Source organism: Nocardioides sp., assembly GCF_014360585.1.
Taxonomy (GTDB): domain Bacteria; phylum Actinomycetota; class Actinomycetes; order Propionibacteriales; family Nocardioidaceae; genus Nocardioides.
This window is the reverse complement of sequence record NZ_JACIXG010000122.1, coordinates 1-12,108: the sequence shown is the minus strand read 5'-3', so window position 1 is coordinate 12,108 and position 12,108 is coordinate 1. Positions and strand designations below refer to the sequence as shown.

The following is a 12,108-nucleotide window of genomic DNA, read 5'->3' as shown; positions in this document are numbered from 1 at the left end:
CCTACCCCTACGACCTGGCCGTGGCCGAGGGCGCGATCGACCCGGCGACCGGCGAGGTCCTGGTGCCGTGGGCGGTCTCGGACTGCTCCAGCGGCGAGTGCTCCTACTACCAGTACCTGCAGGGCACCTCGATGGCCTCCCCGCACGCCGCTGGTGTGGCCGCGCTGATCGTCGGCAAGTACGGCAAGCACGACCGCTCCGGCAAGACCCTCTCGCCCGCCAAGGTCGAGAAGATCCTGCGCAAGTCGGCCACCGCCAAGGCCTGCCCGGTCCCGGCGGACTTCACCTACGTACGCCACCTGCCCAACGGCACCACGGCTACCTCCACCCACACCTGTGAGGGTGGCGAGGCGCCGAACGGCTTCTACGGCAGCGGCATCGTCAACGCCAAGGCGGCAATCGGCAAGCGCTGACCGCGTGCAGCAATACCCGGTTGACCGGGTATTGCTACCGCGACGAAGGGCCCGGATGCTCATCTCGAGCACCCGGGCCCTTCCCGTCCCTCAGGGTCAGGGGGCGAGCCGCTCCGTACGCCAGCCGTCGCCCTCACGCAGGTAGACGAGCCGGTCGTGCATCCGCCCCGGACGTCCCTGCCAGAACTCCACCCTCGTCGGCTCGACGCGGTAGCCGCCCCACTCCTCCGGCACCGGGACCGGCCGGCCCTCGAACTGGGCCTCGACCTGGTCGTACGCCGCCGCCAGCTCCTCGCGTCCGGAGACGACCCGGCTCTGGTGAGAGGCGTGGGCGCCGAGCTGCGAGCCACGCGGCCGCTGCGCGAAGTAGGCCTCGACGTCTGCCTGGGGAAGCTGGCGGGCGAGCCCGTCGATGCGTACCTGCCGTTCCAGCGGATGCCACGGGAAGAGCACCGCGCAGCGCGGCTCGGCGGCGAGGTCCTCACCCTTCCGGGAGGCGGTGTTGGTGAAGAAGGTGAAGCCCGCGGCCGAGAAGCCCTTCAGCAGGACGGTCCGCGAGGAGGGCGCCCCTTCGGCCGAGACGGTCGAGACCACCATCGCGTTCGGCTCGACGATGCCCGCGTCACGAGCCTCGGCGTACCACCTCTCGAACATCAGGAACGGGTCGGTCGCGAGGTCGTCCTCGTGCAGCCCGCTGCGGGTGTAGTTCTCTCTCGCTGCCGCCAGCTCAGCCGCCAGATCCATGCCGTCGAGCCTATCTTCTTCACGCGTGGGGCAGAATGCGGAGCGACACTAGGAGAATTGGAGAAGGCAGTGAGCCAGGTACAGCACGGTCTCGAGGGCGTCGTGGCCTTCGAGACCCAGATCGCAGAGCCCGACAAAGAGGGTTCGGCCCTCCGTTATCGCGGGGTCGACATCGAGGACATCGTCGGGCGGGTGCCGTTCGAGAACGTCTGGGGTCTGCTGATCGACGGCTCATACGGCCCGGGCCTGCCGCCCGCCGAGGCCTACAACCTGCCGGTGCACACCGGCGACGTGCGCGTCGACGTCCAGGCCGCCATCCCGATGCTCGCGCCTGCCTTCGGGTTCGGGCAGACCTACGACATCTCCGACGAGCAGGCCCGCGAGGACCTCGCCCGGGTGGCCGTCATGGTCCTCTCGTACGCCGGCCAGTCGGCCCGCGACATCCACCTGCCGATCGTGCCGCAGCGCGAGGTCGACAAGGGCAAGACTCTTGCCGAGCGCTTCCTGATCCGCTGGCGTGGCGAGGCCGACCCCGCTCACGCGCACGCCATCGACGCCTACTGGTCCTCGGCCGCCGAGCACGGCATGAACGCCTCCACCTTCACCGCCCGGGTGATCACCTCCACCGGCGCCGACGTGGCCGCGGCCTTCTCCGGCGCGATCGGCGCGATGAGCGGCCCGCTGCACGGCGGCGCGCCCTCCCGCGTGCTCGGCATGATCGAGGACGTCGAGAAGACCGGCGACGCCTCCGCCTACGTGAAGGGCCTGCTCGACTCCGGCGAGCGGCTGATGGGCTTCGGCCACCGCGTCTACCGCGCCGAGGACCCGCGGGCGCGGGTGCTGCGCCGCACCGCCCGCGAGCTCAACGCGCCCCGCTACGAGGTCGCCGAGGCCCTGGAGAAGGCGGCTCTGGAGGAGCTGCGAGCCCGCCGCCCCGACCGTGTCCTGGAGACCAACGTCGAGTTCTGGGCCGCGATCGTGCTCGACTTCGCCCAGATCCCGGCCAACATGTTCACCTCGATGTTCACCTGCGCCCGCACCGGTGGCTGGTCCGCCCACATCCTGGAGCAGAAGAGGACCGGCCGGTTGATCCGCCCCAGCGCCATCTACACCGGCCCCGAACCCCGCTCCGCCGACGCGGTCGACGGCTGGAGGGCCGACTGGGCGAAGTGACACGCCCTGGTCCGGGCGGCTCAGCGAAGCCCGGGCCTCGACGTGTCCGGGCGCCCGGCAGGCGACGTGGTCGGGCGTGATGCGGGACCGAGGGTTGATCGACGCGCGCGATCAGCCTCGGCTCCGCCGGAAGAGCGTTTCGACCTCATCGAGCGCTCGCGCCAGCGCGTCCGTCATCTCGACGGTCTCGAATGCCTCGGCGGACAGCTCACCGCCGTCCTCGAGATCGTCCAGCACCAGCCGCACGGCACGCTGGACGAAGTCGGCCACGCTGTCGACTCCGCCGTCAGCGATGAGCTCGTTGATCGTCTCGAGGTCGGGCTCCGACAGGGTGATCACGATCTCCTGAGCATCTGCCATGACAAGGAGCGTACGCCGACGGAAGCCGCAGCACACATGCTGCGCTGCCGAGTCCGCTGGGTGACCTAGAGCTTCTTGGCCATGCAGACCACGAGGTCGTCGTCCTTGTAGAACCCGAAGGGCTCGACGTCGACATAGCCGTTGGCGGCGTAGAGCCCGATGGCCTCGTGCTGGAGGCCGCCGGTGGTCAGCACCATGACGCCGAAGCCAGTTTCACGCGCGGAGGCCTCGACGTGGGCGAGCATCCGCTTCGCGAGGCCCCTGCCCTGGGCCTCCGGGACGACGTACATCCGCTTGATCTCCGCAGACACATCGGTCCCCATGACTTGCTCGCCGGAGCGCCGCCAGGCGCCGGAGGCGGCCGGGACCTCGTCGAGGTAGGCGACGAAGAAGGCGCCCGCGGGTGACTCGAACATCTCCGGCACCGTCGGGTCGTAGTCAGGCTCGCCATAGCGCTCGACGTAGAACTCCTGCACCCGGTCGACCAGCTTCTGTGCGTCCGGGTGGTCGTACGGAACCCGGCGAATCTCAAGAGTCACGTCGGTATTCTGGCCGATGTCCGCGTCTTGAGAGAATGGGTTTATGACGCTGCAGATCCCCGCCGACATCCTGCCCGCCGACGGACGTTTCGGGTCCGGGCCGTCCAAGGTGCCCGCGGGCCGCTTGGAGGCGCTGGCCGCGACGGGGGTCTCGATCATGGGGACCTCCCACCGGCAGCAGCCGGTCAAGGATCTCGTCCGTCGCGTCCAGTCCGGCCTCGCCGAGCTCTTCTCGCTGCCCGAGGGCTACGAGGTCGTCATCGGCAACGGTGGTTCGGTGGCCTTCTTCGACCTGGCCACGTACGCGCTGGTGCGTGAGCGCAGCCAGCACGCCGTCTTCGGCGCGTTCGGCAAGAAGTTCCTCTCCGCCGCCACGTCGGCGCCGTGGCTCGCCGACCCGTCGGTCATCTCGGCTGATCCGGGGTCACTGGCGGTGCCGACGCACGAGGACGACGTCGATGTTTACGCCTGGACACATAACGAGACGTCGACGGGTGTGATGGCTCCGGTCGTACGTCCCGCCGGCGCAGGTGCGGATCAGCTCACCGTCGTCGACGCCACCTCGGCCGCCGGTGGCCTGCCGCTCGACGTTGCCCACAGCGACGTCTACTACTTCGCTCCGCAGAAGTCTTTCGCCTCCGACGGCGGGCTCTGGCTCGCGCTGCTCTCCCCCGCGGCGGTCGCCCGCGCGGAGGAGATCGCGGCCAGCGGCCGGCACATCCCGTCGTTCTTCTCGCTGACCGAGGCGATCAAGCAGTCCCGCAGCGGCCAGACGGTCAACACCCCCGCCGTCGCGACGCTCTTCCTGATGGCCGAGCAGCTCGACTGGATGAACTCCTCCGGCGGGCTGGACGCGATGGTCGCGCGCACGACCGCCTCCTCCGACGCGCTCTACGCATGGGCCGAGAAGGCGCCGTACGCCCGACCCTTCGTGGAGGACCGCAGCCATCGATCCCTGGTCGTCGGCACCGTCGAGCTCGACGCCGGCATCGACAAGGACGAGCTGCGCCGCGTGCTCGCCGAGAACGGCGTCGTCGATCTCGACTCCTACCGCGGCGTCGGCACCAACCAGCTCCGGGTCGCGATGTATCCGTCGGTCAACGCCGCCGACGTCGAGGCCCTCACCGCCTGCATCGACTGGGTCGTCGACCGCCTCTGACTCGAGCTGCTCCGACTCACTTCCGCTTGCGCAGCAGGAAGTACGCCACGACAGCAACCGCCACCAGGGCGATCGGGCCGGTGGAGCCGCCGTCGCCCGCACCGTCGTCCTCGGTCTTTGGCTCGGCCTCGTCCGGTTTCGGCTCAGCGGTCGGATCGGCCGTCGGGGACGGCTCCTCCCCGACCACCTCACCCACGAGCTCGGGGTCGACTCTGATCACCTCGGCCCGGATGCCCTCGCTGGTGACCACGACGTCGCCCTTCCGCGTGACGCCGATGGCCTCGCCCTGCTCCTGGTCGGGTGTCCGGAACGAGCCGACCCGGTCCATCGAGGGCCACTCGTAGATCGTGGCGGAGTAGTAGCCGCGTACGACCAGATGCTCTCCGTCGGGGAAGAAGGCGCCGTCGGTGGCCATCGGGATGACCGGGGCGACCTCCTTCAACCGGTTGGGGCGGTCGAGGTCGAGCCGCCTCGGCACGGCGTAGAGGCTTCCGCCGCCCCAGTCCTTCGTGGCGACGAAGAGCCGCCCGTCCGGGTGGGCCAGCAGGGACTCCGCGTTGTGCGGACCGTCGGGATAGACGAGCTCGTAGACGGTCGGCGAGACCGTACGCTCGCCCCGCCCGACCCGCACCTTCGCGATCCTGATCGAGTCCCGCACGCTGTTGTTGTCCCCGATGTCCCCGACCCAGACGCGGTTGCCGCCCGCTGGCGCCAGCCCTTCGACGTCGACCGGGTCCTCGGCCCAGTGGGTCACCCCGACCGTGTCGCCGCGGGAGTCGACGGTGAAGACCCGCCCGCTGTCGCCGGAGTCGTTGGTGGTGGCGTACAGCCCGTTTCCGAGCGGTGTCAGCCCGCTGGCCTCGCTGATCGTCGGGTCGGAGAAGGCGAAGAGCACGTCGTCGCCGGCGGCGTTCGCGGGCACGGACCAGATCAGCACCAGCCCGAGCGCGCCCGCCGCGGCGGCGACGGCCTTCATCGCTTGGAGAGCAGCTCGCCGAGCTTCGGACGTACGCCCCACTCGGCCACGAGCTCGTCGTACTCCTTCTTCACCGAACCGCCCTTGACCGGCGATCCGGTGCGGATCGCACGGAGCATGGTGTTGCGCGGGGTGTGCTGGCTCTCCACGAACTGCACCACATCGACCCGGTAGCCGGAGAGCCGCAGCAGGCTCGCGCGCAGAGCGTCGGTCAGGGTGTCGGCGAAGCGCTCGCGGAGGATGCCGTGTCGGGTGAGCATCGAGTAGGGCGCCGGGGTCGGGGCCTTGCGCAGCTGGGCGGCGATGTCGTGGTGGCAGCACGGCGCGGCCAGCACCAGCGGCGCCTCCCACTCGACCGCACGGGCCAGGGCGTCGTCGGTGGCGGTGTCGCAGGCGTGCAGCGCGAGCACCACGTCGGGCATCTCGGTGAGCTGTACGCCGTCGATCGTCCCGGCCACGAACTCGGCAGCGACCCCCAGCTCCGCGGCGATCTTGGTGTTGTGCTCCCGCGACTGCTCCTTGACGTCGACGCCGGTGACGACGACGGGCAGCTCGCGGACCTCAGTGAGGTAGCGCTGGGCCGCGAAGGTCAGGTAGCCGTTGCCGGCGCCCAGGTCGATGATCCGCAGCGGCTCCTCGGCGGTCGGCCGGCGGACCTTCCCGGATTTCATCGCGTCGCTCAGGGCGGCGTCGAGCTGGCGCAGGAACTCCTCGACCTGGCGGTACTTCGCCTGCCGCGACGGCTTCAGGTTGCCGTCCTTGTCCGAGAGGCCGAGCACCCGGAAGACCGGGTCGGACTCGGGCAGCAGCCGCTCCTTGGGCTGGTCATGGCCATGTTCGGCCTCGACCGGCGCGGTCAGCTCGGTGGTCGAGACCAGCGCCGTGGTCGGCGTCTTGGCCTGGATCTGGGTCTGCTCGGTCGCGGTCGTCACGATCCAGTTGGCGAACGGGACATCGAGCAGGTCGTCGAGCGCGGACGGGTCCCCGACCGGGTGGTTCGCGGTGAACGCCTGCGTGGCGTCGTACGTCGTGATCTGCAGGTGACGTCCGGCCTTGAGGTCGACGTAGCGGATCTCGGCGCGGCGCCATTGCGGCGTGGTGCCACGCTGCCTGCCCGACGCGACCGCCTTGACCAGCTGATCGGGATCGAGGATCACCGACCGCATCCGGTTCAACGCCCGCAGCAGCGGCTCGGACTCCCTGCTCAACTCAACACCCCGGCGACGACGACCAGCAGCAGAAGGGCGACCAGCGCTCCGGGAATGATCAGTCGGCGGTAACGCGGGTTCACCGCTTCAGTCTAGGCGCGGCCGGGCGCCAACACCCATCCACGACCTCAGCCGTCTGGCCGGCGCGTACGTCGCGGTCGCATGTAACACGTCGTTCGTAGGTCTATCCGGTCGTTATAAAAGGCGAGTAGACCTACGAACAGCGTGTTACAGCGACGACGACCAGCCCAGCCGACGCCTCACACTCGCGAGGCGAAGAGCTCAGCGAGGTGCATGGCGGGCACCGAGGCGAGGTCATCGAGCTGCACGCGGCACGACATCCCGTCGGCCAGGACGATCGCGTCGGGCTGGGACCGGACGGCGGGCAGCAGATACGTCTCCGCGACCGCCACCGAGACCTCGTAGTGGCCCTCCTCGACCCCGAAGTTGCCGGCGAGGCCGCAGCAGCCGGAGACCTTGGTGACCTTCGCACCAGCCTGGGTCAGCAGTGCCTCGTCGTCGACCCAGCCCAGGACGGCGTGCTGATGGCAGTGCGGCTGCGCGACCACCTCGACGCCGGTCAGGTCGGGCAGCGACGCCCGGCCCTCGCCGACCAACCGCTTCACCAGCTCGGCGAAGGTGAGCACCCCGTCACGTACGACCTCGGCCTCGGGCAGCGCCGAGAGCTCCACCGAGTCCGACCGCAGCGTCGCGGTGCACGACGGCTCCAGCCCGACGACCGGCACGCCTGACGAGACATAGGGAGCCAGCGTACGAACCGTCTTCTCCATGATCTTCCGGGCGTCGTCGAGCTGGCCGGTGGTGATCCAGGTGAGGCCGCAGCAGGCCTTCTCGCCGATCACGCGCACGGTCAGACCCTGGGCCTCCAGCCACTTGATCGCACCATGACCCGACTGCGCGAAGAAGTGGTCGGTGAACGAGTCGGCCCAGATCCACACGTCCGGAGCCTCCGGAAGCATCCCTGTCGGCGCCGACCGCCTCAGCGTCTTGGCCGCGAACGCCGGGATCGAGCGCCGCTGGTCGATGCCGGCGGTCTTCTTGGCGATCCTCGCCAGCGGGCCGACCTTCAGGGAGGCGTTGGCCATCTGAGTGAACGGCGCCGCGAGCCGCGCCCACTTCGGCAGCTGCCCGAGAAAAGCGTGCGAGCGCGGCCGCCGCTCCCCGAGGACGTGGTGCTTCTGGTAGAGCGCCTCGGACTTGTACGTCGCCATGTCGATGCCCGTGGGACAGTCGGACGCACACCCCTTGCAGGCCAGGCACAGGTCGAGCGCCTCTCCCACCGCGGGGTCGCCGAGCCCACCGACGAGCGACCCGTCGAGCGCCTCCTGCAGCACACGCGCACGCCCACGGGTGGAGTCCTTCTCCTCGCGGGTGGCGAGGTAGGAGGGGCACATGACCCCCACAGTCTTCGGGGCGACACACTTGCCGACGCCGGTGCAGCGGTGCACGGCAGCACCCAGGTCGCCGGAGTCGTGGATCAGCCGCAGTCCGGTCCGCGGGAGGGCACGTGACCGCACCGGACGCAGATCGTCTGTGATCGACGCGGGCCGCACGATGTTGCCCGGGTTGAGCAGGTCCGAGGGGTCGCAGATGCCCTTGACCTGCTCGAAGAGATCGATCGAGGTCGAGTCGTACATGATCGGCAGCAGCTCCGAGCGGACCCGGCCGTCGCCGTGCTCACCCGACAGCGAGCCGCCGTAGGTCACCAGCCGGGTCGCGCACGCCGTCATGAACTCCCGGAACACCTGCGCCGACTCCGGCGCGTCCGGCGCGAAGGGGAAGTCGATGCGGCAGTGGATGCAGCCGTCGCCGAAGTGACCGTAGGGGTAGCCGTGCAGGCCGAACGACTCCAGGATCTCCTCGAAGTCCCGCAGCCACGCACCGAGGTGCTCCGGCGGGACGGCCGCGTCCTCCCATCCCGAGTGGGCGGGCGTCGGCAGCGAGACCCCGGCCAGCCCGGCGCCGTCCTCGCGGATCCGCCACAGCGCGGCCGCTTCGAGGGGATCGACGACGACCCGCGACTCGAGCGCCCCCGACGCCGAGGCGATGCGTTGCACCAGGTCAGGCGCGTCCTGTCCGGCGACCTCGACCATCAGCCAGCCGGCTCCCTTGGGGAGATCGGGCACCGAGCGCCCCTTGGCGCGCACCAGGTCGGCGATCCGCGCGTCCATCCCCTCGCAGGCGATCAGCCGCCCCGGCGCCACCGCCAACAGAGCGGGCACCGCGTCGGCCGCCTCCGCCATGGTCGGATAGCCGAGCACGAGCAGCAGCCGTCCGGGCGAGTCCTCGACGAGCCGCACCGTCGTCTCCAGGATGGTCGCCAGCGTGCCCTCGGAACCGGCCAGGAACCGGTCGACCCGGCCGCCCCGCTCCGGCAGCAGGTGCTCGAGCGAGTAGCCCGAGACCTGACGCCCGAAGCGACCGAACTCGGTCCGTACGTGCCCGAGGTTGGCGCCGACCAGCGCCTGCAGCCGCTCCGCCGTCTCGCCGGTCGACACACCGTCGGCATAGTCGGCCTGCTCGCCGTTGCCGAAGAGCACGGTCAACGCCTCGATGTTGTCGACGGTGCGACCGTAGCCAAGCGCCCGGTTGCCGCAGGCGTTGTTGCCGATCATCCCGCCGATGGTGCAGCGGGTGTGCGTGGAAGGGTCGGGCCCGAAGCGCAACCCGTGCGGCGCCGCGGCCCGCTGGAGGTCGGCATGGATGACGCCCGGATCGATCCGCGCCGTCCGTGCCTCGGGGTCGATCTCGTAGATGGTGCGCAGGTCCCGCGTGTCCACGACGATGCCGGTCCCGACGGCGTTGCCGGCGATCGAGGTGCCCGCGCCGCGCATCGTCACCGGAGCTCCCACGGAGCGCGCCACCGAGTGCACCCCGAGCAGCTCGTCGCGTGACTGCGGCCGCACCACGACCGAGGGCACGACCCGGTAGAGGCTCGCGTCGCTGGAGTAGAGCGCCCGGGCCAGCGGCGAGTCGTCGACCCGGCTGATCCCCTGGTTGCGCAGCTCATTCGCCAGATCCGAGGCAGTCGCATTCACGCGCTCATTGTCACAGACCCTCGCGTCGTCACCGCCGGATGCCCACGCCGGGTGATCACAACCGACACCGATCTCATTGGTCGATATCAAACGCTCATAGGATGGGACGACCCGCGAGCGGCGGGCCCCCTCACACCTCGGAGAGAGACCATGTCCGACACCCCCACCCCGGCCAACCCGCGCTCACGCGTGCTCGTCGCCAGTCTCGTCGGGACCACGATCGAGTTCTACGACTTCTACGTGTACGCGACCGCAGCCGTCCTCGTCTTCCCGGCTCTCTTCTTCCCCGCCGGGGACCCGACCACCGCCCTTCTGGCGAGCTTCGCCGTCTTCGGCGCCGCGATGGTCGCCCGCCCGATCGGCGCGATCTTCTTCGGCCACCTCGGTGACCGCCTCGGCCGCAAGACGACCCTGGTGATCTCGCTGCTCACCATGGGCATCGCGACCTTCCTGATCGGCACCCTCCCCACGTACGAGACCGTCGGCTGGGTCGCCACCGCGCTGCTCGTGCTGATGCGCCTGGCCCAGGGCTTCGCGCTCGGCGGCGAGTGGAGCGGTGCGGCCCTGGTCGCGACAGAGAACGCCCCGGAGGGCAAGCGCGCCATCTACGGTACGTTCCCGCAGCTCGGCGCGCCGCTGGGCTTCATACTCGCCAACGGCCTCTTCCTGGCCATCGCAGCGCTGCTCTCCGCTGAGGGCGCCGACCCGACCAGGCCGTCCGAGGCGTTCCTGGAGTGGGGCTGGCGCGTGCCGTTCCTCTTCTCCGCCGTCATGGTCGTCATCGGCCTGTGGGTCCGGCTGCGCCTGGTCGAGAGCGACGTGTTCACCAAGAGCCAGGACGCCGGCCTGGTCCGCAAGGTCCCGCTCGCCTCGGTGGTGCGCAACCAGGGCAAGCAGCTGGTCCTCGGCACCTTCTTCATGCTCGCGACCTACGTCCTCTTCTACCTGATGACCGCGTTCTCGCTGTCGTTCGGCACCGCCGCCGAGGACCTCGCGGTCCCCGGCCTGGGCTACGGCTACACGACCTTCGTGCTGATGCTGATCTTCGGTGTGGTCTTCTTCGGCATCTTCACCATGGTCTCCGGCCCGCTCGCCGAGAAGTTCGGCCGCCGCCGGTTGCTGATCGCGGTCACCCTCGGGATCATCGCCTTCGGCTTCACCTGGGTGCCGCTGGTCAACGCCGGCAACGTCGGCGTCATGCTCTGGCTCGTCATCGGCTTCTCGCTGATGGGCCTGACCTTCGGTCCGATGGGTGCGCTGCTGCCGGAGCTGTTCCCGACCAGCGTGCGCTACACCGGCTCCGGCGTCTCCTACAACGTCGCCTCGATCCTCGGCGCCGCGGTCGCCCCGTTCATCGCGGTCGCGTTGTGGAAGCAGGCCGACGGCTCGCCCGTCCTGGTCGGCGTCTACCTCTCCGCGATGGCGGTGATCACCCTGATCTCGCTGCTGATCGGCAAGGAGACCAGGGACATCGCGCTCGAGGAGACGCAGGAGTTGGCCACCGCCTGAGGGTCTAACGTGGCGGGGTGACCGTCAGGATCCTCTCCGCCACAGACGTACGCAGCATCTTCACGCCCCGCCTCGCGCTGGAGTCCCAGCGCGAGGCGTTCACCCGGCTGGGAGCCGGGGAGGCAGTCCAGCCTCCTCGGCTCCTCGTCCCAGGACCGGACGCGTCGGTCTCGTTCTGCTACTCGTCTCGGATCGCCCCCGACGCCCCCGCAGTGAGCAAGTTCGGCAGCGTCAACCCGGCCAACGCCGCCCGCGGCCTCGGCGCCGTGCACTCGGTCATCACGGTTCTCGACCCCGAGACCGGCGCACCACGAGCGATCATCAACGGCGACAGCGTCACCGGCCTGCGTACTTCTGCCGCGACCACCCTCGCCATGCAGCAGGTCGCACCCGACGCCAAGAGCATCCTCGTCGTGGGCACCGGCGCCCAGGCCCGCGCCCACCTCGACGCCTTCGCAGTGACCCACCCCGACGCCGAGCTCCACGTCCACGGCCGCAACCGGGCGGTCGCCGCCGAGATCGCCGAGTCCCACGGCGCCACCGCGAAGCACGATCTGGAACCGGCCGTACGCGGCGCCGACATCGTCGTCCTGTGCACATCGTCCCTCACACCGGTGATCGAGGACGCCTGGGTCACCGACGGCGCCACCGTGGCCAGCGTCGGCTCCTTCGCTCCCGACCGCGTCGAGCTGCCGCCATCACTTCTGGGACGCTCCACGGTCCTCGTCGACCATCGCCCGTCCGCCATGACCGACGCCGGCCCGGTCGTCGACGCCATCGCCTCGGGGCTGGTCACGCGCGACCGGATCACCGACCTCGGCGCGCTCCTGACCGGCGCCGACTCGCTCGACCGCGCCCCGACGGACATACTCGTCTATCTCTCGGTAGGCGTCGGCGTCCAGGACGCCGCCGCAGCAGAAGTGATCCTGGCCGCTGCCGAGGCGCGAGACGCAGGCACCCAAGCCCAC

General features: G+C 70.1%; 11 protein-coding genes. 5 read left to right on the top strand and 6 right to left on the bottom strand.

The features are described 5' to 3' along the window. Positions 1-413 (top strand): S8 family serine peptidase (locus H5T77_RS24455; protein ID WP_292653214.1); only part of this gene is annotated, 413 nt, incomplete at its 5' end. 96 nt (positions 414-509) lie between these two features. Here H5T77_RS24455 and pdxH read toward each other — a convergent pair. Beyond that, positions 510-1,157, bottom strand: a complete 648-nt coding sequence (pdxH, locus tag H5T77_RS24450; protein WP_292653213.1) for a pyridoxamine 5'-phosphate oxidase — start codon at positions 1,155-1,157, stop codon at positions 510-512. Between the two features lie 69 nt (positions 1,158-1,226). On the opposite strand from pdxH, the gene H5T77_RS24445 reads away from it, so the two are divergent. Further along, entirely contained in the window at positions 1,227-2,330 is a 1,104-nt protein-coding gene (locus tag H5T77_RS24445; RefSeq protein ID WP_292653212.1) for a citrate synthase 2, read from the top strand. 111 nt (positions 2,331-2,441) lie between these two features. On the opposite strand, the gene H5T77_RS24440 is transcribed toward H5T77_RS24445, so the two are convergent. Continuing rightward, positions 2,442-2,690: a ribbon-helix-helix protein, CopG family gene (locus H5T77_RS24440; protein ID WP_292653211.1), complete on the bottom strand. Its 249-nt coding sequence runs from the start codon at positions 2,688-2,690 to the stop codon at positions 2,442-2,444. Positions 2,691-2,755: 65 nt separating this feature from the next. Then, entirely contained in the window at positions 2,756-3,229 is a 474-nt protein-coding gene (locus H5T77_RS24435) for a GNAT family N-acetyltransferase (RefSeq protein ID WP_292653210.1), read from the bottom strand. Between the two features lie 43 nt (positions 3,230-3,272). Here H5T77_RS24435 and serC point away from each other — a divergent pair, with 43 nt between their 5' ends. Next, the gene (serC, locus tag H5T77_RS24430) at positions 3,273-4,388 is read left to right on the top strand and encodes a phosphoserine transaminase (protein ID WP_292653209.1); all 1,116 of its coding nucleotides are present in this window, start codon (positions 3,273-3,275) and stop codon (positions 4,386-4,388) included. A gap of 16 nt (positions 4,389-4,404) precedes the next feature. Here serC and H5T77_RS24425 read toward each other — a convergent pair whose 3' ends face one another. The 3 genes from H5T77_RS24425 to H5T77_RS24415 form a co-directional block, all read right to left on the bottom strand. Further along, positions 4,405-5,364, bottom strand: coding sequence for an esterase-like activity of phytase family protein (locus tag H5T77_RS24425; RefSeq protein ID WP_292653208.1), 960 nt, complete (start codon positions 5,362-5,364; stop codon positions 4,405-4,407). Beyond that, positions 5,361-6,572 (bottom strand): class I SAM-dependent methyltransferase, encoded by a 1,212-nt coding sequence (locus tag H5T77_RS24420; RefSeq protein ID WP_292653207.1) that lies wholly within the window; start codon positions 6,570-6,572, stop codon positions 5,361-5,363. The genes H5T77_RS24425 and H5T77_RS24420 overlap by 4 nt, the downstream gene beginning before the upstream one ends. A 260-nt stretch (positions 6,573-6,832) precedes the next feature. After that, on the bottom strand, positions 6,833-9,631 hold the full coding sequence (locus H5T77_RS24415) for an FAD-binding and (Fe-S)-binding domain-containing protein (protein WP_292653206.1): 2,799 nt from the start codon (positions 9,629-9,631) through the stop codon (positions 6,833-6,835). A 150-nt stretch (positions 9,632-9,781) separates the two neighbouring features. On the opposite strand from H5T77_RS24415, the gene H5T77_RS24410 reads away from it, so the two are divergent. Further along, the gene (locus H5T77_RS24410) at positions 9,782-11,140 is read left to right on the top strand and encodes an MFS transporter (RefSeq protein WP_292653205.1); all 1,359 of its coding nucleotides are present in this window, start codon (positions 9,782-9,784) and stop codon (positions 11,138-11,140) included. Positions 11,141-11,157: 17 nt separating this feature from the next. Further along, positions 11,158-12,108: ornithine cyclodeaminase family protein (locus H5T77_RS24405; RefSeq protein WP_292653204.1), on the top strand; the 951-nt coding region annotated here is incomplete at its 3' end.

Bases quoted from the DNA above. Each gene is read 5' to 3' on its own strand.
- pdxH (WP_292653213.1), bottom strand. From the start codon at position 1,157: ATGGATCTGGCGGCTGAGCTGGCGGCAGCGAGAGAGAACTACACCCGC.
- H5T77_RS24440 (WP_292653211.1), bottom strand. From the start codon at position 2,690: ATGGCAGATGCTCAGGAGATCGTGATCACCCTGTCGGAGCCCGACCTC.
- serC (WP_292653209.1), top strand. From the start codon at position 3,273: ATGACGCTGCAGATCCCCGCCGACATCCTGCCCGCCGACGGACGTTTC.
- H5T77_RS24425 (WP_292653208.1), bottom strand. From the start codon at position 5,364: ATGAAGGCCGTCGCCGCCGCGGCGGGCGCGCTCGGGCTGGTGCTGATC.
- H5T77_RS24410 (WP_292653205.1), top strand. From the start codon at position 9,782: ATGTCCGACACCCCCACCCCGGCCAACCCGCGCTCACGCGTGCTCGTC.